Source organism: Streptomyces sp. PTL18, from assembly GCF_059510295.1.
Map to the genome: position 1 here is coordinate 27,288 of NZ_JCAJZO010000034.1, position 24,828 is coordinate 52,115.

Below are 24,828 nucleotides of genomic sequence, written 5' to 3' on the forward strand. Positions count from 1 at the left end.
GGCGGATGTCGGTGAGGTGTCGACTGTCCGGCAGTAATTGGGCAAAGTATCGGCTATTGCCTTTTCCTTTGTACAGTGCCCGGCATTGCATTGTGAAGACAGGCTGAATACCTCCGCGTGTCCGCGCGCAATGTCCGGCCGTCCTTCTTCTGCGGTTTTTCCGAGGATTTTCCGTGGCGGGCACCGCGTCGATGCGGGATCGTGATGACCGTCACGTAGGATGCTACGAATCTACGCGAGTAGAAATTGTGTGCGGGTAGTCTGAAGGAACCTGCTCAGCACCACACACCGGGAGTGCCAGTGGCACGCGTCGTAGTCGACGTCATGCTCAAGCCGGAGATCCTCGACCCCCAGGGCCAGGCGGTGCAGCGCGCACTGCCGCGCCTCGGTTTCGACGGCATCTCCGACGTACGTCAGGGAAAGCGCTTCGAACTCGAGGTGGACGGACCGGTCGACGACGCCGCGCTCGCCCGCATCCATGCTCTCGCCGAATCCTTCCTCGCCAACACTGTGATCGAGGACTTCACCGTAAAGGTGGAGGAAGCGGCGGAGGCCTCGAAGTGACCACCCGTATCGGCGTCGTCACTTTCCCCGGCAGCCTCGACGACCGGGACACCCAGCGCGCGATCCGTGTCGCCGGGGCGGAACCCGTCGCCCTCTGGCACAAGGACAGGGACCTCAAGCAGGTCGACGCCGTGGTCCTGTGCGGCGGTTTCTCCTACGGCGACTATCTGCGGGCCGGCGCCATCGCCCGCTTCTCGCCGGTGATGGAGCCCCTCATCCAGCAGGCGAAGGCGGGCCTTCCGGTCCTCGGCATCTGCAACGGCTTCCAGATCCTCACCGAGGCCCACCTCCTCCCGGGTGCGATGCTCGGCAACGACCACCTCCACTTCATCTGCCGTGACCAGAAGCTGCGGGTGGAGAACGCGGAGACCTCCTGGACCGGCGACTACACCGCCGGCCAGGAGATCCACATCCCGCTGAAGAACATGGACGGCCGGTACGTCGCCGACGAGTACACGCTCGACAAGCTGGAGGCGGAGGGCCGGGTCGCGTTCCGCTACTTGGACTTCAACCCGAACGGCTCGCTGCGGGACATCGCCGGCATCACCAACGAGGCCGGCAACGTGGTCGGCCTCATGCCGCACCCCGAGCACGCCGTCGAGCCGCTGATCGGTACCGGTCGTACCGACGGCCTGCCGTTCTTCACCTCGATCCTCAAGAAGCTGGTCAAAGCATGAGCCGGACGCCTCTGGACACGGTCGAGCACGCGGCCGCGACCCCCGACGTCGAGCTGCCCTGGTCCGAACTCGGCCTGAAGAAGGACGAGTACGAGCGGATCGTCGAGATCCTGGGCCGTCGCCCCACCGGCGCCGAGCTCGCCATGTACTCCGTGATGTGGTCCGAGCACTGCTCGTACAAGAGCAGCAAGGTCCACTTGCGCCAGTTCGGCGAGAAGGCCCCCGAGTCCGACGCCCTGCTCGTCGGCATCGGCGAGAACGCCGGTGTGGTGGACGTCGGCCAGGGCTATGCCGTCACCTTCAAGGTGGAGTCGCACAACCACCCCTCCTACGTCGAGCCCTACCAGGGCGCGGCCACCGGCGTCGGCGGCATCGTGCGCGACATCATCGCGATGGGCGCGCGCCCGGTCGCGGTCGTCGACCCGCTGCGCTTCGGCGCCGCCGACCACCCCGACACCAAGCGGGTCCTCCCGGGTGTCGTGGCCGGCATCGGGGGCTACGGCAACTGCCTGGGCCTGCCCAACATCGGCGGCGAGGTGGTCTTCGACGCCTGCTACCAGGGCAACCCGCTGGTCAACGCCGGTGCCATCGGTGTGATGCGGCACGAGGACATCCATCTCGCGAAGGCCTCCGGCGCGGGCAACAAGGTCATCCTGTACGGCGCCCGCACGGGCGGCGACGGCATCGGCGGCGCCTCGATCCTCGCCTCCGAGACCTTCGACGACGCGAAGCCCTCCAAGCGGCCCGCCGTCCAGGTGGGCGACCCCTTCCAGGAGAAGCTCCTCATCGAGTGCACCCTGGAGGCGTTCCGGGAGAAGCTGGTCGTCGGCATCCAGGACCTGGGCGCGGCGGGCCTGTCCTGCGCGACCTCGGAGCTGGCCTCGAACGGCTCCGGCGGCATGCGCGTGACGCTGGACGACGTACCCCTGCGTGACTCGACGCTCTCGCCCGAGGAGATCCTCATGAGCGAGTCGCAGGAACGCATGTGCGCGGTCGTGGAGCCGGAGAAGGTCGACCGCTTCCTGGAGATCTGCGCCAAGTGGGACGTGATCGCCACCGTCATCGGTGAGGTGACCGACGGGGACCGCCTGGAGATCTACTGGCACGGCGAGAAGATCGTCGACGTCGACCCGCGCACGGTGGCGCACGAGGGCCCGGTCTACGAGCGCCCGTACGCCCGCCCGTCCTGGCAGGACGAGCTGCAGGCCGACGACGCGAACAAGCTTCCGCGCCCGGCGACGTCCGAGGAGCTGAAGGACCAGGTCCTGAAGCTGGTGGGCTCGCCCAACCAGGCCTCCAAGAAGTGGATCACGCAGCAGTACGACCACTTCGTGCAGGGCAACACGGTCCTCGCCCAGCCCGAGGACTCCGGGATGATCCGCATCGACGAGGAGTCCGGCCTCGGCGTGGCCATCGCCACGGACGGCAACGGCCGCTACGCCAAGCTCGACCCGTACGCGGGCGCGCAGCTGGCCCTCGCGGAGGCGTACCGCAACGTGGCGACCACCGGCGCCAGGCCGCTGGCGGTCTCGGACTGCCTGAACTTCGGCTCGCCCGAGGACCCGGCGGTGATGTGGCAGTTCGCGGAGGCCGTGCGCGGACTGGCGGACGCCTGCCGGCAGCTGGGCACCCCGGTGACCGGCGGCAACGTCTCCCTTTACAACCAGACGGGCGAGGCGGCCATCCATCCGACCCCGGTGGTCGCCGTGCTGGGCGTCATCGACGATGTCGCCCGGCGCACCCCGGTCGCCTTCCAGGAGGAGGGCCACCTGCTGTACCTCCTCGGCGACACCCGTGAGGAGTTCGGCGGTTCGGCCTGGTCCCAGGTGGTCCACGACCACCTCGGCGGTCTGCCCCCGCAGGTCGACCTGGAGCGCGAGCGCCTCCTGGGCGAGATCCTGATCTCCGCCTCCCGTGACGGCATGATCGACTCGGCGCACGACCTGTCCGACGGCGGTCTGATCCAGGCCGTGGTCGAGTCGTCGCTGCTCGGCGGCAAGGGCGCGCGGCTGATCGTGCCGGACGGACTGGACGCGTTCACGTTCCTCTTCTCCGAGTCGGCGGGACGCGCGATCGTCGCCGTGCCGCGTTCGGAGGAGGTCCGCTTCAACGACATGTGCGGCGCGCGCGGCCTGCCGGTCACCCGCATCGGTGTCGTGGACGGGGAGACGGTCGAGGTCCAGGGCGAGTTCGAGCTGACCCTGGCCGAACTGCGCGAGGCCCATGAGGGCACCATTCCGGCGCTGCTCGCGTAAGAGCTCGTCGGACGGTCGTACGACGACGAAGGCCCCGCCCGGTTCGACCGGTGGGGTCTTCGTCGTCCGTCTTGCGCGCCGGTTCGACCGGTGGGGTCTTCGTCGTCCGTCTTGCGCGCCGGTTCGATCGGCGGGGCCTTCGCCGGCCGTCCTCCGCGCCGGTTCGAGCGCGTGTGAATTTCCCCCGCCTCCGCCTCGGGCGGCACTAGGCTCGGCGCCATGCCCCCGGCCAAGAAGCGCACTCGGACCTACGATCCCGTCAAGACCCGGACCGCGGTGCTCGCGCAGTTCGGGTACGTACGGGATGCCGTGGAGACCCTCACGGCCGAGCAGCTGGGGCTTGCCACACGGCTCGGGGACTGGACGGTGCGGGAACTGGTCGTGCACATAGGGATGGCCCTCGCGGCCTTCGGCCGATTCCTCGGCAGGCCGGAACCCGCCGCGCAGGACGCCACCGTCCTGGACTGGCCCTTCGCGACCTCCGCCAACTCCGCCGCCATCGCGGACACGACCCGCACACTCGCCGCCCGGAACCCCGACCTGGACGCCTACCTCGCCGGCATCGAGAAGGAGTTCTCCGAACTCCTCGCCGTGCACCCCGGCACCCGGCTGCTCGACAGCACCGCGGGCGCCATGCCGCTCGCCGACTACCTGGTCACCCGTACCGTCGAACTCGTCGTCCACACCGACGACCTGAACGCCGCCGTTCCCGGCCTCGACATCCCCTACGACCGCCAGGCCCTCGCCGCCGCCACCCGGTTGCTCGCCGACGCGCTCGCCGTGAAGGCGCCCGGTGCGTCCACCGAGGTGCGCATCCCGCCGTATGCCGTCGTGCAGTGCATCGAAGGGCCCCGGCACACCCGCGGCACCCCGCCCAACGTCGTCGAGACCGACCCGCTGACCTGGATCCGGCTCGCCACCGGCCGTACGGCCTGGGACACCGCCCTCGCCGGCGCCAAGGTCGGCGCGAGCGGCGAGCGGGCCGACCTGAGCGGTCTGCTGCCGCTGATGGCGTGACGTGACCGCGTCGGCCCGGTGAGGCGACGGTACGCATCGGTCACCTCACCGAGGGCGGCCCGGAGCTCACCCGGAAGATGTGCGACGGCTCACTCAGGGGTGTGGAGAAGCCGCCGAGCGAGCTGTCCGGCTGTGCGCCCCGCTCCGCCCGCAGCCGTCGGAACGCCGCGCTGACCAGCGAAGACGGCGAGGTCGTGAACGCGATCCCCGGGCAGCGGCCATGGGCGTGCGGCCAGGGCGCACGGTGTGCGGCACTGATGACCGGATTCGGACCAGTGCACGATCTCGCCTACACTCGGTGGCGTGCCACGTGGTGACGGTCGACTCAATCACGATCTGCTCCCCGGTGAGAAGGGCCCCCAGGACGCCTGCGGCGTCTTCGGTGTCTGGGCTCCGGGTGAAGAGGTCGCAAAGCTCACGTACTTCGGGCTCTACGCCCTCCAGCACCGGGGTCAGGAATCCGCGGGTATCGCGGTGAGCAACGGCTCCCAGATCCTCGTCTTCAAGGACATGGGCCTGGTCTCCCAGGTCTTCGACGAGACCTCCCTCGGTTCGCTCCAGGGTCACATCGCGGTCGGTCACGCCCGCTACTCGACCACCGGCGCCTCCGTCTGGGAGAACGCCCAGCCGACGTTCCGCGCCACCGCGCACGGCTCGATCGCGCTCGGCCACAACGGCAACCTGGTCAACACGGCGCAGCTCGCCGAGATGGTCGCCGACCTCCCCAAGGAGAACGGCCGCGCCACCCAGGTCGCCGCCACCAACGACACCGACCTCGTCACCGCCCTGCTCGCGGGCCAGGTCGACGACGACGGCAAGCCGCTGACCGTCGAAGACGCGGCCCCCAAGCTCCTGCCGCAGGTCAAGGGCGCCTTCTCGCTCGTCTTCATGGACGAGAACACCCTCTACGCGGCGCGCGACCCGCAGGGCATCCGTCCGCTGGTCCTCGGCCGTCTGGAGCGCGGCTGGGTCGTCGCCTCCGAGACCGCCGCGCTCGACATCGTCGGCGCGAGCTTCGTCCGCGAGATCGAACCGGGCGAGTTCGTCGCGATCGACGAGAACGGCCTGCGCACCTCCCGGTTCGCGGAAGCGAAGCCGAAGGGCTGTGTCTTCGAGTACGTGTACCTGGCCCGTCCGGACACCGACATCGCCGGCCGGAACGTCTACTCCTCCCGCGTCGAGATGGGCCGCCGCCTCGCCGAGGAGGCACCCGTCGAGGCCGACCTGGTGATACCGACACCGGAGTCCGGCACCCCGGCCGCCATCGGCTACGCGGAGGCCTCCGGCATCCCGTTCGGTGCCGGCCTGGTGAAGAACGCCTACGTCGGCCGGACCTTCATCCAGCCCTCGCAGACGATCCGCCAGCTCGGCATCCGCCTGAAGCTGAACCCGCTGAAGGAAGTCATCAAGGGCAAGCGCCTGGTCGTCGTCGACGACTCGATCGTGCGCGGCAACACCCAGCGCGCCCTGGTGCGGATGCTGCGCGAGGCGGGTGCCGCCGAGGTCCACATCCGGATCTCCTCCCCGCCGGTGAAGTGGCCCTGCTTCTTCGGCATCGACTTCGCCACCCGCGCCGAGCTGATCGCCAACGGCATGTCGGTGGAGGAGATCGGCCGTTCCCTCGGTGCCGACTCCCTGGCGTACATCTCCATCGACGGCATGATCGAGGCGACCACCATCGCCAAGCCGAACCTGTGCCGGGCCTGCTTCGACGGCGAGTACCCGATGGAGCTGCCGGACCCGGAGCTGCTGGGCAAGCAGCTGCTGGAGACCGAGCTGGCGGCCGGTCCCGCCGCCACGGCCGCGACCGACGCGATCCGCCGCCCGTAAGCCCCGTATCACCAACCGAAAGATCCCAGGCAATGTCTGAGACCACTGCTTCCGGTGCTTCCTACGCGGCTGCCGGCGTCGACATCGAAGCGGGCGACCGCGCCGTGGAGCTGATGAAGGAGTGGGTGAAGAAGACGCAGCGCCCCGAGGTCCTCGGCGGCCTCGGCGGTTTCGCCGGCCTCTTCGACGCCTCCGCCCTCAAGCGCTACGAGCGCCCGCTGCTCGCGTCCGCCACCGACGGTGTCGGCACCAAGGTCGACGTCGCGCGCCGGATGGGCGTCTACGACACCATCGGCCACGACCTGGTCGCCATGGTCATGGACGACATCGTGGTGTGCGGTGCCGAGCCGCTGTTCATGACCGACTACATCTGCGTCGGCAAGGTCCACCCCGAGCGGGTCGCGGCGATCGTGAAGGGCATCGCCGAGGGCTGCGTGCTGGCAGGGTGCGCCCTGGTGGGTGGTGAGACGGCCGAGCACCCGGGTCTGCTGGGTCCGGACGACTTCGACGTCGCGGGCGCCGGTACGGGCGTCGTGGAGGCCGACCTGCTGCTCGGTGCCGAACGCGTCCGCGCGGGTGACGTGCTGATCGCCATGGCCGCCTCCGGACTTCACTCCAACGGGTACTCCCTCGTCCGCCACGTCCTGCTCGACCGGGCGAAGCTCGGCCTCGACCAGCACGTCGACGACCTCGGCCGCACCCTCGGCGAAGAGCTGCTCGAGCCCACGAAGATCTACTCGCTGGACTGCCTGGCCCTGATGCGCACCGCCGAGGTGCACGCGTTCAGCCACGTCACCGGCGGGGGACTCGCGGCCAACCTGGCCCGGGTGATCCCCGAGCACCTGCACGCCGTCGTCGACCGCTCGACCTGGACCCCCGCGCCGGTGTTCGACCTCGTCGGCAGGACCGGCGACGTAGAGCGCCTGGAGCTGGAGAAGACCCTGAACATGGGCGTCGGCATGATCGCCGTCGTCCCCGAGCAGTCGGCGGACGTCGCGCTCGCCGCCCTCGCCGACCGCGGCGTGGACGCCTGGGTCGCCGGCGGGATCACCGAGCGGGGCGACCACGGGACGGGCGCCGCCCTCGTCGGGGACTACGCGGGCTGAGGTCGCTCGACAGCACAGAACCCGGTCCGTGGCCAGGGCCACGGACCGGGTGGAAAATCAGTGCAGGGTCAAGCGCCGCGACGGTGCCGAGAGGACGACTCGTCCTGCTCGTCCTCGTCGTCGTCCGCGTACAGCTCGGCGTACCGTGCGTACAGGTCGTCGTCGTGCTCATCGTCCTCGAACCGGTCGCCGTTCGGCGACGTGTTCGACGTCGATGCGCCCAGCTCCTCGGCCAGGCGTGAGAGGTCCGTCCCACCGCTGTTGTACTTCAGCTGGCGGGCGACCTTCGTCTGCTTGGCCTTGGCCCGGCCGCGCCCCATGGCTCGACCCCCTCAACGACGGGGCTCGACGGCCCCAGAGTCTTGACACGCGTTCATGATCCGGAACGGGCTCTCCGCGGAGAGACCGGCCCGTAGGGCTTCCACGGTACCTGAGCCCACGCCCATACGGTACGTCGCCCGCAGGACGGGCGTGTGCCCATGACCGTCGAGGAGCCCTGTCCTCGCTGGTCACGGCCGATTTTAACCACTTATTGGCCGACGACCCGCCGATGAAAGTGAGAGTCCTCTCAAACTGCTCGTCGGCGGGTACCGGTCACACACGGGTGGTCCCCTTGCGGAAGATCACCGTCCGCGCGCCTCCGCCATCCGCTGCTCGGCGATCCGGTCGGCCGCCGCAGCCGCCGGAATGCCATCTTCCTTCGCACGTGCGAAGATCGTCAGTGTGGTGTCGAAGATCTTCGCCGCCTTCGCCCTGCACCGGTCGAAGTCGAAGCCGTGCAGCTCGTCGGCGACCTGGATGACACCGCCGGCGTTGACGACGTAGTCCGGCGCGTAAAGGATCCCCCGGTCGGCGATGTCCTTCTCCACACCCGGGTGCGCGAGCTGGTTGTTGGCCGCGCCGCACACCACCTTCGCCGTCAGCACCGGCACGGTGTCGTCGTCGAGGGCGCCGCCCAGCGCGCACGGGGCGTAGATGTCGAGGCCCTCGGTGCGGATGAGGGCGTCGGTGTCGGCGGCCACGGCGACCTGCGGGTGGGCGTCGGTGATCCGGCGCACGGCGTCCGGCCGCACGTCCGTGATCACGATTTCGGCGCCGTCCTCGAGCAGGTGCTCGACCAGGTGGTGCCCGACCTTGCCGACACCCGCGATGCCGACCGTACGGCCGCGCAGCGTCGGGTCGCCCCACAGGTGCTGCGCGGAGGCCCGCATGCCCTGGAAGACGCCGTAGGCGGTGAGCACGGAGGAGTCGCCCGCGCCGCCGTTCTCGGGGGAGCGGCCCGTGGTCCAGGGGCACTCCCGGGCCACCACGTCCATGTCGGCCACATAGGTGCCGACGTCACACGCGGTGACGTACCGGCCGCCGAGCGAGGCCACGAAGCGGCCGTACGCCAGCAGCAGCTCCTCGGTCTTGATCCGCTCGGGGTCGCCGATGATGACGGCCTTGCCGCCGCCGTGGTCGAGACCGGCCATGGCGTTCTTGTACGACATCCCGCGCGAGAGGTTGAGTGCGTCGGCGACCGCCTCCTCCTCGCTCGCGTACGGGTAGAAGCGGGTACCGCCGAGGGCGGGGCCCAGGGCGGTGGAGTGGATCGCGATGACGGCCTTGAGGCCACTGGCCCGGTCCTGGCAGAGCACGACCTGCTCATGGCCACCTTGATCCGAGCGGAACAGGGTGTGCAGGACGCCGTCGGTTACGTCGGTCACGGTGGTGACTCCCGGTTGAGTTGCGGCGGTTGGGGGCGGGTCCCGTGCGGGTGGCGGGGCCCGTGGGCATGAGCGTAGAGCGTGCGGGCGCCCACGACGTGCGCAGTGCCGAGGATCACCCTCCCTCGGAGTACGCCCGGACGGGTTCGTGGGACGATTTGCAAGGGTTTTCCACCTCGGCCGGGCCGGCGCCCGGGCGGGTTCGGGTCGGGTTCGGGTGGGGAGGGAGCAGGTGTGCCCAAGGTGTCCTCGGTGATCGTTCCGTACGCGTCCTACCTGCGCGTGTACGAACCGCTGGCCGCCTTCCAGGAGCCGGAGCGCAGCCACTGGGCCCGCTACGCCCGCCGTCCCGACCGCCCCTCCTACCAGGACGAACTGCGCCGTTCCCTGGCCGACTTGCTGCCCACGCCCCCTGTCCCGGTGCCGGTCCACGAGAGCGACGACGCCTTCGTGACCGAGGTCGAAGGGGTGCTGTGCGTGTGCCCCTGGCGCACCCGGCTGCGCGGCTGGCAGGCGCTCGGGGAGCTGGCCGAGGAGCTGCCGCCGCCGGTCCTGGACGCGGTCCTGCCGCCCGTCGTCCGCCGCCAGGCCGCGCAGGACTACGAGCGCTGGCGGGAGCGGAACCCGGACGCGCGCCCCTGGATCCGCACCGCGACCTGGCAGGTGCCGCTGAACTGGTTCGTGCTGGTCTCCGACGAGGAGCGCAGGTACGAGAAGGGGACCGGCGAGGTGCCCCCGATGCTGCGTTACCGCACGCCCATGGTGCAGGCCCGGCGGCGTGTCGCGCGGGCGCTCAGGACGCTGAAGGACGCGATCGACGAGGGTCCGCTGATCGACGGGCTGGTGGACGTCGGGCGGTGGCTGGAGGAGTTCCACCCGCGCTCGATGGTCGAGCTGGACTACGGGGGGCTGGTCCACGTCCTGCCGGCCGCGGAGCTGGACGCCGACCATTCGGCCGCGGACGTCGCCGAGGGCGTCGAGGCCCTGCGGCTCGGGGACGGGGCGACGGCCGGGGAGGCGTACGGACGGCTGGTGGAGCGCTGGCGGGCCGTACGGGACCGCCGGTCCGCGAACTGAGGGCGGCCCCTCGGCCAGGACCCTCGGTGAACCGTTGCTCGAATTGTGACCCACGAGACATGGTGAAGTCGCAACCCTTGGCCCATGGTTGACGTACCGCAGTTCAGTGCGAGGTCGATGCGGGGACGTAGCGACCGATCCGGGGCTTATCCCGCCAAGCGTGACGGACGGCACTTACAAGGACCTTGCGCCTTACGGCCCTCCTCATGCCAAAATAGGACAAGGAGCCCGGGGGAGGCCCCTTCTGCCCACATCTGGGCGGAAACTCAGCATTGCACGCTTTGGGGGGTCTCGTGACTCCTGAGCGCCCTGTGACTGATCGTCACAGTGGCGTGACTGTCCGCTATGGCATGGTCCATCGGCTTCCGCGGCTGATGCCTACCTGGGAGGGCAATTCCATCGGTTTGGCCGACGCGGCTGGACAGATGGTGTAGTTGTAGTGCCGAGGACAAGCCGTTCGTCCTATAACCGACTCGACTCGCGTCCGCTCATTTCGGGCAACGCGGGTCAAGGTGCAGAATTTAGAGGAAAGAACCGAGAAGGTTCGGTTCTCCCGAGGAGGCCGCTCATGACCGCTCGCACCCCTGATGCCGAGCCGCTGCTGACCCCGGCTGAGGTCGCCACCATGTTCCGCGTCGACCCGAAGACGGTCACGCGGTGGGCGAAGGCCGGCAAGCTCACGTCCATCCGTACGCTCGGCGGGCACCGCCGCTACCGCGAGGCCGAGGTCCGCGCCCTGCTCGCGGGCATCCCGCAGCAGCGCAGCGAGGCCTGACAACCGCATAGCCGGACATAAGGGCAGGTCCCCCACCTGCCGTGACGTCCGCGACAACAGCTCCAAGCGACGCGGGTCCTGCCCCAACAGGACTCACGCCCGAGGCAGTAGAGGCACAACAAGGGTGCGTCGTGGATCGCGCTGGACTCCGCCGGGTCCAGCGCGATCTTTTTTGTGCGCCGACCGGGTGTGCGGGGGTCTCCTGTGAGCGGCCTTGTCGGAGACTGGGGCCCGGTGTCGGAACCGCTGTGCGTGCCCTCGGAGCAGAGTGCAATTGCACATATTAAATTGACCCTTTGTAGGAGGGGGGTAAGGGCGGCGGTTCCCGAAACCGGTGTGGTGACACCCGTCACATGCCGGAGTCCTTGTCGGGTATGCGCTCTCTGGGCTAGAGAACAGCCCGTTGAACGGCGGGTGTTGAGCGGCCGCACGTCCAGGAGTGCCCACGCGGACGCGGGACGAACCTGCGGGTTTGTCAGGCCGTCGTGGCGCTCTCGGAGGCGCCGTCGCCCTCCGGAGCCTCCTGGAGGGCCTCCTCGCCGCGCTGGGCGGGTTCCATGGCCAGGCGCAGAAGGTGATGGCAGATGGGGCAGTGCCGGGTCAGATGGCGGTACCCGGCGGCGGCGGACAGATGGGCGCGGAGCAGGGCACCGGTCTCGTGCCGAACGGACGCCGCCATACGCCACCTCCCCGGGGCCGCCCGCACACAGGGAGCCCTGACTTCTGGGGTACCGAGGGAAACTGACGCCGTCAAGGCACAGGACGCTGCGGCTCGGCGCTGCCGCTCGGGTGCGGCCGGGTGCGGCCGGGTGCGGCCGGGTGCGGCGAGGGTGCGGCGAGTGTGCGGCCGGCGGGCGTGGGCGGTGCGGGGCCGGTGTTGGCTCGCCGGTACGGGACTCCGCCCCGGACCCCTTCCGGGCGCGTGGGCCGTTCTGCAGCACGGCGGACGTGCCCTGCGCGGCGAACGGCTCCGTCCCTGCGCGGCGGCGGCTCCGTCCCGGTTCGGCGAACGGCTCCGTTCCTGCGCGGGGGAACGGCCCCGTCGCTGCGCGGCGGCGGCTCGGTCCCGGTCCGGCAACCTCTCGCGGCTGCGCGCCGCGGGCGCGGCCTCCGTCTCTGTGGTGGGACGGGGGCATGGCGAAGGCCCGCGTCCGTTGCCGGATGCGGGCCTCTCCGATGCGGTCCTGACGGGATTTGAACCCGCGGCCTCCACCTTGACAGGGTGGCGAGCACTCCAAACTGCTCCACAGGACCAGGTCTCGCGGCGCTTCTCGTGCGTTGCGCTGCGAGAAGAGACTGTACAGGAGGGTGAGCCCCTGGTCGAACTCACCCTTCGTGCCCGCGTCGTCACGGTACCGCGGCGTCGATCGCCTTCACGATCCGCTTGTCCGAGATCGGGTACGCCGTGCCCAGCGCGTGGGCGAAGTAGCTGACCCGGAGCTCCTCGAGCATCCAGCGGACGTCCAGGACCTGCTGCGGCACCGGACGGCCCTGCGGCAGCTGCTCCAGCAGCCACGCGTACTCGTCCTGCATCTCCCGGACCTTCTCCATGCGCGTGGTGTCCCGCTGCACGTTCGTCGGCATCTGCTGGAGGCGCCGGTCCGCGGCCACCAGGTAGCGCAGCAGGTCCGGCAGCCGCCGTATCCCCGCCTCCGTCACGAACCCGGGCTTCACGAGGGCGTCCAGCTGCGCCCGGACGTCCGTCAGGTTCGGCAGCAGCGCCGGGCTGCGTACGGCCTTCAGGCGGCGCTCACAGGACTGCCAGGCGGCCAGCACCTGCTGCACCTGCGCGACCGTGCGCACCGTCGTGTCGACGATCTCCGCACGCACCTTGTCGTACAGCTTCCGGTACGACTCCTCGTCCCACGCGGGCCCCCCGAAGTCCCCGATCAGCTGGTCCGCCGCCGCCATCGCACAGTCGTCGAACAGGGCCTGGATCGAGCCGTGCGGGTTCGCGGACAGGGCCAGCTTCTGCTGGTTGGTCAGCTTTTCGGATGCGAACTTCGCGGGGTTCACCGGGATGTTGCGGAGGATGAGCCGGCGTGTGCCCTTCCACATGGCCTCCGCCTGCTCCGCCTCCGTGTCGAAGAGGCGTACGGACACCGTGTCGCCGTCGTCGACCAGCGCCGGGAACGCCTTCACCGGATGGCCGGCCCGGCGGGTCTCGAAGACCCGGGTGAGCGTGCCGATCGTCCAGTCCGTGAGGCCCGTGCGCTCCAGGGACTCGCCGCCCCGCCGCTCGGCGGTGGCCGCCGCGGCCTGCGACAGCGCCTTGCGCGCCCTGGGCCTGAGCTTCAGCTTCAGGGCCTCGAGGTCCTTGTCCTCCGCCAGCTTCCGGCGTCGCTCGTCAACGATCCGGAAGGTGATCTTCAGGTGGTCCGGCACCTTGGATTGGTCGAAGTCCTCGGCCTCGAACGGCACGCCGACCATGCGCTTCAGCTCGCGCGCCATCGTGGTCGTCAGCGGCTCCTGCAGCGGCACCGCCTTCTCCAGGAACGCCTTCGCGTGGTTCGGCGCCGGCACGTAGTTGCGGCGGATCGGTTTGGGGAGGGAGCGGATCAGTTCCGTGACCAGCTCTTCCCGCAGACCGGGGATCTGCCAGTCGAAGCCCTCGTCCGTGACCTGGTTGAGGACCTGGAGCGGGATGTGGACGGTCACGCCGTCCGCGTCAGCGCCCGGCTCGAACTGGTATGTGACCCGGAACTTCAGCCGGCCCTGGCGCCAGGAGTCGGGGTAGTCCTCCTTGGTGACCGCGCCCGCCTTCTCGTTGATGAGCATCTCGCGCTCGAAGTCGAGGAAGTCGGGCTGCTCGTGGCGCTTGTGCTTCCACCAGGAGTCGAAGTGCGCGCCGGACACCACGTGTTCGGGCACCCTCTGGTCGTAGAAGTCGAACAGCGTCTCGTCGTCGACGACGATGTCCCGGCGCCGGGCGCGGTGCTCCAGTTCCTCGACCTCGCTCAGGAGCCTGCGGTTGTCGGCGAAGAACTTGTGGTGCGTGCGCCAGTCGCCCTCCACCAGGGCGTTGCGGATGAACAGCTCACGGCTGGCCTCGGGGTCGATCCGGCCGTAGTTCACCTTCCGCTGGGCGACGATCGGGACGCCGTAGAGCGTGACCTTCTCGTACGCCATCACGGCCGCCTGGTCCTTCTCCCAGTGCGGTTCGCTGTACGTCCGCTTCAGCAGGTGGCCGGCGAGCGGCTCGACCCAGTCGGGCTCGATCTTCGCGTTGACCCGGGCCCACAGACGGGAGGTCTCCACCAGCTCGGCGGACATCACGAAGCGCGGGGGCCTCCTGAACAGGGCCGAGCCCGGGAAGATCGCGAACTTGGCGTTCCGGGCGCCCAGGTACTCGTTCTTCGCGCCCTCCTTCACGTCCTTCATACCGATGTGCGACAGCAGACCGGCGAGGAGCGAGACATGGATGCGGTCGGCCGGGGCGTCGTCCTCGTTGACGTGGATGCCCATCTGCTTGGCGACCGTGCGCAGCTGCGTGTAGATGTCCTGCCATTCGCGAATGCGCAGGAAGTTGAGGTACTCCTGCTTGCACATCCGGCGGAAGGAGGAGGAGCCCCGCTCCTTCTGCTGCTCGCGGATGTACCGCCACAGGTTGAGGTAGGCGAGGAAGTCGCTCGTCTCGTCCTTGAAACGGGCGTGCTGCTGGTCGGCCTGGGTCTGCTTGTCGGCGGGCCGTTCGCGCGGGTCCTGGATGGACAGCGCGGCGGCGATCACCATCACCTCGCGGACGCAGCCGTTCCTGTCGGCCTCCAGCACCATGCGCGCGAGGCGGGGGTCGACCGGCAGCTGGGCGAGCTTGCGGCCGGTGTCGGTGAGGCGCTTGCGCGGGTCCTTCTGCGTCGGGTCCAGCGCGCCCAGTTCCTGCAGCAGCTGCACGCCGTCGCGGATGTTGCGGTGGTCCGGCGGGTCGATGAACGGGAACTTCTCGATGTCGCCGAGGCCGGCCGCGGTCATCTGGAGGATGACGGAGGCGAGGTTCGTCCGCAGGATCTCCGCGTCGGTGAACTCCGGGCGCGCGACGAAGTCGTCCTCGCTGTAGAGCCGGATGCAGATGCCGTCGGACGTACGACCGCAGCGGCCCTTGCGCTGGTTGGCGCTCGCCTGCGAGACCGGCTCGATGGGCAGCCGCTGGACCTTGGTCCGGTGGCTGTACCGGGAGATCCGGGCGAAGCCGGGGTCGATGACGTACTTGATGCCCGGGACGGTGAGGGAGGTCTCGGCGACGTTCGTCGCGAGAACGATCCTGCGGCCCGTGTGGGGCTGGAACACGCGGTGCTGCTCGGCGTGCGACAGCCGGGCGTACAGCGGCAGGATCTCGGTGAACCTGTACTGCTTCCTGGTCAGCGCGTCCGCGGTGTCGCGGATCTCGCGCTCGCCGGAGAGGAAGACGAGGATGTCGCCGGGGCCTTCGGCCGTCAACTCCTCGACGGCGTCGGTGATCGCCGTGATCTGGTCCCGGTCGGCGTCGTCCCCTTCCTCCTCGAGGAGGGGCCGGTAGCGCACTTCGACGGGGTACGTGCGCCCGCTGACCTCGATGATCGGCGCGTCGCCGAAGTGTCGGGAGAAGCGCTCGGGGTCGATGGTGGCCGAGGTGATGACGACCTTGAGGTCCGGGCGCCGGGGGAGGAGCTGGGCGAGGTAGCCCAGCAGGAAGTCGATGTTGAGGGACCGCTCGTGGGCCTCGTCGATGATGATCGTGTCGTAGGCGCGCAGCTCGCGGTCCGTCTGGATCTCCGCGAGCAGGATGCCGTCCGTCATCAGCTTGATGAAGGTGGCGTCCGGGTTCACCTGGTCGGTGAAGCGGACCTTCCAGCCGACAGCGTCGCCGAGGGGCGTGTCGAGCTCCTCCGCGACGCGTTCCGCGACCGTGCGGGCGGCGATACGGCGGGGCTGGGTGTGACCGATCATCCCGCGGACGCCCCGGCCCAGTTCGAGGCAGATCTTGGGGATCTGGGTGGTCTTGCCGGAGCCGGTCTCACCGGCCACGATCACGACCTGGTGGTCGCGTATGGCGTCGGCGATCTCGTCCTTCTTCTGGCTGACCGGGAGCTGCGGGGGGTAGGTGACGGCGGGCACGCGGGCGGTGCGCTCGGCGATCCGCGTCTCGGCCTTGGCGATCTCCGCCTCGATCTCGGCGAGGACGACGGCCCGGGCCTCGGGCTTGCGGATCTTGCGCGCGCCTTCGAGCCGGCGGCCGAGCCGGTGCGCGTCGCGCAGGGACAGCTCGGGCAGGCGGGGAGCGAGGGTGCCGAGGGCGGGGGCGGGATGCGTAGACATACGCGGTCCAGGATCTCACCTCGGCGAAATTCCTGGCTAACGAATTGCCTGCGGCGATTCGCCCGATCGCCTCCGGCGGCCGGACCGGGGTTTCCGTGCGGCGTGGCCGCGGCCGGGGCGCGTCCTTCCGGCGCGGAGGGTCCTTCCGGCGTGGCGGGTGCGGTGTGGCGGGTGCGGCGTCCGGGTCCCGCCGTCGGCGCGGCGCGGGCTCGTGTGCGGACGCTGCCTGGTTCAGTGCTCCGGTGCCGTCGCCGGCTTTTCCCGGGCCGCCATCGACTTCGCCGTGTTGGAGACCGCCTTGATGCCCAGGTACGCGGTGGTCATGCTGCTGACCGCCGTGAAGGCCGCGGTGAGGACGCCGACCATGACCGACTTGTCGCCGCCCAGACGCCAGACGCCGAAGATCGTCACGCCGACGATGGCGACGTTGCTGACGATCACCGCGAGCAGGCCGTAGCGAGCCCGCGTCTTCTCCAGTTCGGTGTCCTGCACGGCACCCGCCCCCGACTCATGGTTCCCGTCCCTGCCTGGATCAGGCAGAACGTAGCGCCCGGAAGGGGACATGCCAAGCTGTCGGGCTCGGGAAGTCCTCAGTGGGAGCCCTCGGCGACCCCGTTCACGACGAAAGCCCCGTCCCGGAGGACGAGGCTTTCGGTGCGGTGGCTGGGGCCGGGGTCGAACCGGCGACCTTCCGCTTTTCAGGCGGACGCTCGTACCAACTGAGCTACCCAGCCACGAGATTTCACGTGAAACCTCAGCGGTCCTGACGGGATTTGAACCCGCGGCCTCCACCTTGACAGGGTGGCGAGCACTCCAAACTGCTCCACAGGACCAAGCGCTGTGTACGACAGTGTCGCACAGGGTGGTGCGTGCCCCCAACGGGATTCGAACCCGTGCTACCGCCTTGAAAGGGCGGCGTCCTAGGCCGCTAGACGATGAGGGCTATCGGCCCGCCTGGGCGCTTCTCAGCGCGTCGGGGACGTGAGAAGCATATGGGATGGGAGGAGGGTTCGCCAAAACCGTTTAGGGGGCGCTCGGCGTCGGGGCCGCTCCGGAGTGGCTCGCGGGGGGCGTGCGCGGGGGCGCGGTGCCCGGTGCGGGGCTCCCGCCCGGCTGGTTCTCCTTGACCAGGTGCCGGGTCACCTCCGCCGTCGTCTGCCCCAGACCGCCGAGCCTGATCTCGTCCCAGGCCTGCAGACGCCGGGTGCCGCGGTCCAGGTAGAGGATCGAGGCCTCGATCGGAGCCGGGTACTGGCGCTCGACCGCCCGGAGCCCGCTGCCGCCCGTCGATCCCTCGATGCGCAGCCGGGTGCCGTACTTCATGATCTCCGTCCCCTCGTGGTGCAGATGCCCCGCCAGGACCAGCGGTACATCACCGTCGACCTGGCGTGCGGCTGTCGGCTCGTGGGCGATGGCGATGTCCACGGGCCTGCCTGCGGCCTTCTGGTCGCGCAGGGCCGTGGACAGGCGCGCGCCCGCCACCTCCTCGGCGTGGTCGCCGCCCGGGGTGACCGACCGGTCGGGGGTGAACTGTGGGTCTCCCGTCCCGGCGAAGCGCAGGCCTCCGACGCTGACCGCCCTGCCGTCGTCCAGGACGTGCACGTTCTTCATGTGCTCCAGGTAGCGCTGGGTGGTGAGGGAGTCGTGGTTGCCGCGGACCCAGACGTAGGGAGCGCCCAGGTCGGCGATCGGGTCGAGGAAGCGGTTCTCCGCCGCCGTGCCGTGGTCCATGGTGTCGCCGGAGTCGACGATCACGTTGACGTCGTACTGCTTCACCAGTGAGGCGATGATCTTCCAGCTCGCCGGGTTCAGGTGGATGTCGGAGACGTGCAGGACCCGGATCGTCGTCGGGTCCGGTTGGTAGGCGGGAAGGGTGGACGTGACGTCGTAGAGCTTGGTCACGTTCGTCACCAGGCGCGCCAGCTCCTGCTGGTAGACGTTGAACTCGGTGACGATGCTGCGCGCGTTGCCGACCAGGGAGGGCGCGGAGGAGAGCAGGCCGGAGAACTTCGGCTCGAGGACCGACTCGGGGTTCCAGGTGGCGTACGCGGTCGCTCCGGAGGCGGTGAGGAGGGTGAACGCCAGCCCTCCGGCCGCGAGGGCCCGGCGCGGGCGGCGGTAGACCGCCAGGCCGAGCGCGGAGGCGCCGGCCACCACGGCCACGCAGGAGCGCAGGGCCAGGTCGAGCGTGCCGTGCTCGACGTCGTGGGTGATCTCCTCCTGGAGCCCGGAGATCCGCTCCGGGTGGTCGACGAGTTCCTGGGCGCGGTCCGGGTCGAGCTGGTCGACGTTGACGTCGAGGCGGACGGGGGCCTTGTGGCTGTTCAGCTCCAGGGCGCCGAGCGGGGAGACATTGATCTTCGTGCCGCCGGTGAACGAGGGGCGGAGGGTCATCGTGGTGTTCACGGGGCCCACCGGAACGCGTACGTCGCCCACGATCAACAGGCCGAGCCATGTGCCCAGGAGGACCACGGCGACCATGCCGAGGGCCCGGAGCCAGGGATGGGGTTGCGGAACGAGTTCGGCGGCCGGGTGCGGACGGAGGGAACGGTAGTACCGGGCGAGCGTGGAGGGCGCCCTTCGAACGCGGTTCAGAGCTGCTGGGACGCGGTCCATTGGTCCCGTATGCCCAAGGCGCGGAGCGGATATGCGGAGTGGATCACCGGATGCGGGTGCGTGGGCGCCCCGCCCGCCGGGGCGCGGTGCCGGACAATGGCCCTGTGCTGAAGATGACGCGCGAGGAGTTCGAGGAACTGGTCGCCGAGGCGCTCGACCGGATCCCGCAGGAGCTGACGCGGCTCATGGACAACGTCGCGGTGTTCGTCGAGGACGAGCCGCCCACGGACGATCCCGGGCTGCTCGGACTGTACGAGGGCACTCCGCTGACGGACCGCGGCGAGTGGTACGCGGGCGTGCTGCCGGACCGGATCACGATCTACCGGGGGCCGACCCTGCGGATGTGCGACACGCCTGAGGACGTGGTCGCGGAAACCGAGGTGACGGTGGTGCACGAGATCGCGCACCACTTCGGCATCGACGACGCCCGGCTGCACTCGCTCGGGTACGGGTGACACCGGCCGGCGTGCGCGGGTGACCTCGGGCGGCGTGCGCTCGGGTGACGGCGTGTGCGGGTGACCTGGGGCGGCGTGCGCTCGGGTGACGGCGTGTGCGGGTGACCTGGGGCGGCGTGCGCTCGGGGGACGGCGTGTGCGGGTGACCTGGGGCGGCGTGCGCTCGGGTGACGGCGTGTGCGGGTGACCTGGGGCGGCGTGCGCTCGGGTGACGGCGTGTGCGGGTGACCTCGGGCGGGTGATGTTCCCTTCGCGTGGCGCGTGTCCTCTTGCGGGTGGCGGGAGTTGGGCAGGCTGACTTCTCGTACGCCCCCGGAGGTGGCTGCCCGTGCGCGCCTGTTACGTACCCGTCCGTCTGGCCGCCGCGGTCATGGCCCTCGCCGCCGCGACCGGCTGCATGAGCGTGGGGGACGGCGCGGGTGCTCCGTCGCCGGCGCCGGCGGCGGGGCGGCACGGCGGGGCGGCACCGGACGGCGGTTCGATGACCGGCGGGGGCGTGGACGCGGGTCTGGGTGGAGCGGCGGCGAAGGCGGGCCCGTCGAAGCACGGCGAGCCCGGGGCCGGGTCCTCCGCGTCACCCTCCGCGCCCACGACCAAGGGCGGTGGGTCCAAGGACGCCAAGCCGACCGCCAAGGAGACGTCACGGCCCGGCGGGGGCGGCGGTGCGGTGCCGCCCGCGCCGACGGTGGGGGAGCCGGACCCCACGCAGACCTCGGTCGCCCCTTCGCCGACGAGCCGGCCGGACCCGCCGTCGCCGACTCCGACGACCGCGGAGCCGTCGTCCTCGGCTCCCGGGCAGGCCACGCAGCTGGTGCAGCGGGAGCCCGCGCCGCGAGCCGGCATTCCGGCGGCGTAGGCGCAACGGGGGCCAGGACCTGGGGTCCAGTGGCTGTGGTGAGAGTCACCCGGCTGGGGGCGGGGATCGGTTTGCTTTCGGCGGGGCGAGGTGCGTATCTTGGTAGATCGTTTGATCCCATTTGCCCGGCGCCTTGAAGACGCGCCGCGTGTGGCGCGTACTCTCCCTTACCGTGGCCGGACCGCATCGAGGCGGTCGATTGTGACTTCACGGATGTTTGGGCGCGTGCCAGAACTCCGGAAGGTTCGCATTTCGTATGTCTGTTGCCGGTACCGAGCACATCGTCCTGCCCGAGGACTTCCAGGACTCCGAGGGCACCCAGGAAAGCCAGAAGCACGACACCGCCGTGGCCACCGAGGCCCAGGACACCGCCCCTGAGGCGACCTTCGCCGATCTCGGTCTGCCCGAGGGCATCGTCCGCAAGCTCGCGCAGAACGGCGTCACCGTCCCCTTCCCGATCCAGGCCGCGACCATCCCGGACGCCCTGGCCGGCAAGGACATCCTCGGCCGTGGCCGCACCGGCTCGGGCAAGACCCTCTCCTTCGGTCTGCCCACTCTGGCCACCCTGGCCGGCGGCCGTACCGAGAAGCACAAGCCGCGCGCCGTCATCCTCACGCCCACCCGTGAACTCGCCATGCAGGTCGCCGACGCGCTGCAGCCGTACGGTGACGTCCTCGGCCTGAAGATGAAGGTCGTCTGCGGCGGTACGTCGATGGGCAACCAGATCTACGCCCTGGAAAGGGGCGTCGACATCCTGGTCGCCACCCCCGGCCGGCTGCGCGACATCATCAACCGCGGCGCCTGCTCCCTCGAGGACGTGCGGATCGCGGTCCTCGACGAGGCCGACCAGATGTCCGACCTGGGCTTCCTGCCGGAGGTCACCGAGCTGCTCGACCAGGTCCCGGCGGGCGGCCAGCGGATGCTGTTCTCCGCGACCATGGAGAACGAGATCAAGACCCTCGTCGACCGGTACCTGAACAACCCGGTGAGCCACGAGGTGGACGCCGCCCAGGGCGCGGTGACGACCATGTCGCACCACATCCTCATCGTGAAGCCCAAGGACAAGGCCCCGGTCACCGCCGCGATCGCCTCCCGCAAGGGCCGCACCATCATCTTCGTCCGCACCCAGATGGGCGCCGACCGTGTCGCCGAACAGCTGCGCGACGCCGGAGTGAAGGCGGACGCGCTGCACGGCGGCATGACCCAGGGTGCGCGCACCCGGACGCTGGCCGACTTCAAGGACGGGTACGTCAACGTGCTCGTCGCGACGGACGTCGCCGCCCGCGGCATCCACGTCGACGGGATCGACCTGGTGCTCAACGTGGACCCCGCCGGGGACCACAAGGACTACCTGCACCGCGCCGGCCGTACCGCGCGTGCGGGCCGTACGGGCACGGTGGTCTCCCTCTCGCTGCCGCACCAGCGGCGCCAGATCTTCCGGCTGATGGAGGACGCGGGCGTCGACGCCTCGCGCCACATCATCCAGGGCGGGGCCGCGTTCGACCCGGAGGTCGCCGAGATCACCGGCGCCCGGTCCATGACCGAGGTCCAGGCGGAGTCCGCCGGAATGGCCGCGCAGCAGGCCGAGCGGGAGGTCGCGCAGCTCACCAAGCAGCTGGAGCGGGCGACGCGGCGCGCGGCCGAGCTGCGGGAGGAGGCGGACCGCCTGGTCGCGCGGGCCGCGCGGGAGCGGGGCGAGGACCCGGAGGCGGCTCTGACCGCCGTCCGTGAGGTTGCGGCTCCGACCGCGCCGGTGGCCGAGGTCTCCGTACCGGAGCAGCGGACCGCCGAGGACACGGAGCGCACGCAGCGGGCCGAGCGTGTCGAGCGCGCCGAGCAGGGCGAGCGTGAGGAGCGGAGCGGTTCCACCCGGGACCGCGGCTACGACCGTGACCGGACGCGTGGCTTCGAACGCAGGGACGGCGACCGTGGCTTCGACCGGCGGGACGACGACCGTGGCGGCCGTTCGTTCGAGCGGCGGGACGACCGGGGCGGCTTCCGCCGTGACGGTGACCGGCGCCCGTTCGACCGGGACCGTGACCGTGACCGCGGCTTCGGCGGCCGGGACCGTGACCGCGGCTTCGACCGCCGCGACAACGACCGTCGCGACAACGACCGCCGCGACAACGACCGGCGTTCGTTCGAGCGGCGTGACGACCGCGGTGGTTTCCGTCGCGACGACGACCGGGGCGGCTTCCGCCGTGACAACGACCGCGACCGCCGCCCGTCCGACCGCGACCGTCGCGACAACGACCGGCGTTCGTTCGAGCGGCGTGACGACCGCGGTGGTTTCCGTCGCGACAACGACCGGCGCCCCTTCGACCGGCGCGACGAGCGCGGCGGGCACCGCGGCAGCGACCGCCCGTTCAACCGGGACCGCCAGGGCGACCGCCCCGGCTTCCGCTCCGGTGGCCACGACCGCCCCTACGGCCGTCGTGACGACCACCGCGGCACCGGCTCGTTCGGCCGCCGCGAGGACAAGCCGCGCTGGAAGCGCAACGGCTGACCCCCGGTGAGTTCCGAAGGGCCCGTACGACGACCGTCGTACGGGCCCTTCCGCTTGCCGGGACGACCGCGGCAGCCGCCGATTCCAGGTCACCCGGTGACGCATGTCACGCCCCCGCCGAGGGAATCGCTGGGGGCATGACAGAAGACGCCAGAGCCGATGGGCTGTCGGACGAAGAACGGCTGGCCCAGCTCGGTTACACACAGGTCCTCGCGCGCCGCATGTCGGCGTTCTCCAACTACGCGGTCTCCTTCACGATCATCTCGGTCCTCTCCGGCTGCCTGACCCTCTACCTCTACGGGATGAACACCGGCGGCCCAGCCGTGATCACCTGGGGCTGGGTGGCCGTGGGCCTCATGACGCTGCTCGTCGGTCTGTCGATGGCCGAAATCTGTTCGGCCTACCCGACCTCCGCGGGCCTGTACTTCTGGGCCCACCGCCTGGCGCCACCGCGCTCCGCCGCGGCCTGGGCCTGGTTCACGGGCTGGTTCAACGTGCTGGGCCAGGTGGCGGTGACGGCGGGCGTCGACTTCGGCGCCGCGTCCTTCCTGGGCGCGTACCTCAATCTGCAGTTCGACTTCGAGGTCACCCCGGGCCGCACGGTGCTGCTCTTCGCGGCGATCCTGCTCCTGCACGGCCTGCTGAACACCTTCGGCGTCCGCATCGTCGCCTTCCTCAACAGCGTCAGCGTGTGGTGGCACGTGCTCGGGGTCGCGGTCATCGTCGGCGCCCTGGCCCTCGTACCGGAGCACCACCGGTCGGCCTCCTTCGTCTTCACGACGTTCGTCAACAACACCGGCTGGAGCAGCGGCACTTACGTGGTCCTGCTCGGCCTGCTGATGGCCCAGTACACCTTCACCGGCTACGACGCCTCCGCCCATATGACGGAGGAGACGCACGACGCGTCCACGGCGGGGCCGAAGGGCATCGTCCGCTCCATCTGGACGTCCTGGATCGCGGGCTTCGTGCTCCTGCTGGGCTTCACCTTCGCCATCCAGTCCTACGACAAGGAACTCGCCTCCCCGACGGGGGCGCCGCCCGCGCAGATCCTGCTGGACGCCCTCGGAGCGAGTGCGGGCAAACTGCTGCTGCTCGTGGTGATCGGCGCGCAACTGTTCTGCGGGATGGCGTCGGTGACTGCCAACAGCCGCATGATCTACGCCTTCTCGCGCGACGGCGCGCTGCCCTTCTCGCACGTGTGGCACACGGTCAGCCCGCGTACGCGCACCCCGGTGGCGGCGGTGTGGCTGGCGGCGATCGGGGCACTGGCCCTGGGTCTGCCGTACCTGATCAATGTGACCGCGTACGCGGCCGTGACGTCGATCGCGGTGATCGGCCTCTACATCGCCTACGTCATCCCGACCCTGCTGCGGGTCCGCCGGGGCGAGTCCTTCGAACGCGGCCCGTGGCACCTGGGCCGCTGGTCCCAGCCGATCGGCGTGATCTCGGTGGCCTGGGTCGTGGTGATCACGGTCCTGTTCATGCTCCCGCAGGTCTCTCCGGTGACCTGGGAGACGTCCAACTACGCCCCGGTCGCCGTCCTGGTCGTCCTCGGCTTCGCCGCGACCTGGTGGCTGGCCTCGGCCCGCCACTGGTTCCTGAATCCCGACCACGAACGCACCCGCATCCGCGAAGCCGCCCGCTCCGGCGCCCCGGAGCCGGCCGACCCGTAACCCCACCGGCCACCCGCACGGCCGCCCGTCACCCCACCGGCCACCCGCACGGCCGACCCGTAACCCCACCGGCCACCCGCACGGCCGCCCGTCACCCACCCACATCTCCACTCATGTGCCACCCACAGCGAACACTTCCGGCCCGCCTCCCCGATACCCGATCGGAGACACGGCTTCGTCGGGCTATGCTCGGGGAGGCAACATCGCGAGGGCCCTTAGCTCAATTGGCAGAGCAGTGGACTTTTAATCCATTGGTTGTGGGTTCGAGTCCCACAGGGCCTACGGTTCGCAGGCGGGCTATATGCCCTCTGACCTGCTACGCAGCGCCTGAGTCGGCTTCGGTCGGCTCGGGCGTTGCTTCGTTTTCGAGCCAGTGCGTGAGCGATGCGTGAGCGGATGTGCCCTTGGCCTGCGGATCGGCTG

General features: G+C 70.2%; 18 protein-coding genes and 5 tRNA genes. 13 read left to right on the top strand and 10 right to left on the bottom strand.

Annotated elements, in window-relative coordinates:
• The first annotated feature begins 300 nt into the window (after positions 1-300).
• From purS to purM, 6 genes are all read left to right on the top strand, one after another.
• Entirely contained in the window at positions 301-564 is a 264-nt protein-coding gene (gene purS / locus AC5WS8_RS35145) for a phosphoribosylformylglycinamidine synthase subunit PurS (protein WP_496107573.1), read from the top strand.
• The gene (purQ, locus tag AC5WS8_RS35150) at positions 561-1,241 is read left to right on the top strand and encodes a phosphoribosylformylglycinamidine synthase subunit PurQ (RefSeq protein ID WP_496107574.1); all 681 of its coding nucleotides are present in this window, start codon (positions 561-563) and stop codon (positions 1,239-1,241) included. The genes purS and purQ overlap by 4 nt, the downstream gene beginning before the upstream one ends.
• Positions 1,238-3,496 carry a phosphoribosylformylglycinamidine synthase subunit PurL gene (gene purL, locus AC5WS8_RS35155; protein ID WP_496107575.1) on the top strand — a complete coding sequence of 753 codons (2,259 nt, stop codon included), beginning with the start codon at positions 1,238-1,240 and terminating at the stop codon, positions 3,494-3,496. Before purQ ends, purL begins: the two co-directional genes overlap by 4 nt.
• Before the next feature lie 219 nt (positions 3,497-3,715).
• Entirely contained in the window at positions 3,716-4,513 is a 798-nt protein-coding gene (locus tag AC5WS8_RS35160) for a maleylpyruvate isomerase family mycothiol-dependent enzyme (protein ID WP_496107576.1), read from the top strand.
• Positions 4,514-4,816: 303 nt separating this feature from the next.
• Positions 4,817-6,343 (top strand): amidophosphoribosyltransferase, encoded by a 1,527-nt coding sequence (purF, locus tag AC5WS8_RS35165; RefSeq protein WP_496107577.1) that lies wholly within the window; start codon positions 4,817-4,819, stop codon positions 6,341-6,343.
• A gap of 32 nt (positions 6,344-6,375) precedes the next feature.
• Positions 6,376-7,449 (top strand): phosphoribosylformylglycinamidine cyclo-ligase, encoded by a 1,074-nt coding sequence (purM, locus tag AC5WS8_RS35170; protein ID WP_496107578.1) that lies wholly within the window; start codon positions 6,376-6,378, stop codon positions 7,447-7,449.
• 68 nt (positions 7,450-7,517) lie between these two features.
• Here the strand turns inward: purM and AC5WS8_RS35175 are convergent, their stop codons facing one another.
• Both AC5WS8_RS35175 and AC5WS8_RS35180 read right to left on the bottom strand, forming a co-directional pair.
• Positions 7,518-7,769 (bottom strand): DUF3073 domain-containing protein, encoded by a 252-nt coding sequence (locus AC5WS8_RS35175; RefSeq protein WP_496107579.1) that lies wholly within the window; start codon positions 7,767-7,769, stop codon positions 7,518-7,520.
• Positions 7,770-8,072: 303 nt separating this feature from the next.
• The gene (locus AC5WS8_RS35180; RefSeq protein WP_496107580.1) at positions 8,073-9,155 is read right to left on the bottom strand and encodes a Leu/Phe/Val dehydrogenase; all 1,083 of its coding nucleotides are present in this window, start codon (positions 9,153-9,155) and stop codon (positions 8,073-8,075) included.
• A 234-nt stretch (positions 9,156-9,389) separates the two neighbouring features.
• On the opposite strand from AC5WS8_RS35180, the gene AC5WS8_RS35185 reads away from it, so the two are divergent.
• Positions 9,390-10,232 (top strand): DUF8083 family protein, encoded by an 843-nt coding sequence (locus tag AC5WS8_RS35185; protein ID WP_496107581.1) that lies wholly within the window; start codon positions 9,390-9,392, stop codon positions 10,230-10,232.
• 568 nt (positions 10,233-10,800) lie between these two features.
• Positions 10,801-11,007 (top strand): developmental transcriptional regulator BldC, encoded by a 207-nt coding sequence (gene bldC, locus AC5WS8_RS35190; protein WP_003949541.1) that lies wholly within the window; start codon positions 10,801-10,803, stop codon positions 11,005-11,007.
• Positions 11,008-11,482: 475 nt separating this feature from the next.
• Here the strand turns inward: bldC and AC5WS8_RS35195 are convergent, their stop codons facing one another.
• The 8 genes from AC5WS8_RS35195 to AC5WS8_RS35230 form a co-directional block, all read right to left on the bottom strand.
• Entirely contained in the window at positions 11,483-11,686 is a 204-nt protein-coding gene (locus AC5WS8_RS35195) for a DUF6274 family protein (RefSeq protein ID WP_496107582.1), read from the bottom strand.
• 500 nt (positions 11,687-12,186) lie between these two features.
• Positions 12,187-12,261, bottom strand: a tRNA-Asp gene (locus AC5WS8_RS35200).
• Positions 12,262-12,354: 93 nt separating this feature from the next.
• On the bottom strand, positions 12,355-16,299 hold the full coding sequence (gene hrpA, locus AC5WS8_RS35205) for an ATP-dependent RNA helicase HrpA (RefSeq protein ID WP_496107583.1): 3,945 nt from the start codon (positions 16,297-16,299) through the stop codon (positions 12,355-12,357).
• A gap of 231 nt (positions 16,300-16,530) precedes the next feature.
• Positions 16,531-16,791 carry a hypothetical protein gene (locus AC5WS8_RS35210; RefSeq protein ID WP_496107584.1) on the bottom strand — a complete coding sequence of 87 codons (261 nt, stop codon included), beginning with the start codon at positions 16,789-16,791 and terminating at the stop codon, positions 16,531-16,533.
• A 168-nt stretch (positions 16,792-16,959) separates the two neighbouring features.
• Positions 16,960-17,033 (bottom strand) — tRNA-Phe (locus tag AC5WS8_RS35215).
• Between the two features lie 24 nt (positions 17,034-17,057).
• A tRNA-Asp gene (locus AC5WS8_RS35220) sits at positions 17,058-17,132 on the bottom strand.
• 37 nt (positions 17,133-17,169) lie between these two features.
• Positions 17,170-17,242 (bottom strand) — tRNA-Glu (locus AC5WS8_RS35225).
• 80 nt (positions 17,243-17,322) lie between these two features.
• Positions 17,323-18,915 (bottom strand): metallophosphoesterase family protein, encoded by a 1,593-nt coding sequence (locus AC5WS8_RS35230; RefSeq protein WP_496107585.1) that lies wholly within the window; start codon positions 18,913-18,915, stop codon positions 17,323-17,325.
• A 104-nt stretch (positions 18,916-19,019) separates the two neighbouring features.
• Between AC5WS8_RS35230 and AC5WS8_RS35235 the strand changes: the two genes are divergently transcribed.
• The 5 genes from AC5WS8_RS35235 to AC5WS8_RS35255 all read left to right on the top strand — a co-directional run bounded on the left by AC5WS8_RS35235 (position 19,020) and on the right by AC5WS8_RS35255 (position 24,687).
• Positions 19,020-19,370 (top strand): metallopeptidase family protein, encoded by a 351-nt coding sequence (locus AC5WS8_RS35235; protein ID WP_496107586.1) that lies wholly within the window; start codon positions 19,020-19,022, stop codon positions 19,368-19,370.
• 328 nt (positions 19,371-19,698) lie between these two features.
• Positions 19,699-20,226: a hypothetical protein gene (locus AC5WS8_RS35240; RefSeq protein WP_496107587.1), complete on the top strand. Its 528-nt coding sequence runs from the start codon at positions 19,699-19,701 to the stop codon at positions 20,224-20,226.
• A 256-nt stretch (positions 20,227-20,482) separates the two neighbouring features.
• A complete protein-coding gene (locus tag AC5WS8_RS35245; protein WP_496107588.1) occupies positions 20,483-22,732 on the top strand; it encodes a DEAD/DEAH box helicase in 2,250 nt (749 codons plus the stop codon).
• A gap of 137 nt (positions 22,733-22,869) precedes the next feature.
• Positions 22,870-24,405, top strand: coding sequence for an amino acid permease (locus AC5WS8_RS35250; RefSeq protein ID WP_496107589.1), 1,536 nt, complete (start codon positions 22,870-22,872; stop codon positions 24,403-24,405).
• Between the two features lie 209 nt (positions 24,406-24,614).
• A tRNA-Lys gene (locus tag AC5WS8_RS35255) sits at positions 24,615-24,687 on the top strand.
• Positions 24,688-24,828 lie beyond the last annotated feature (141 nt).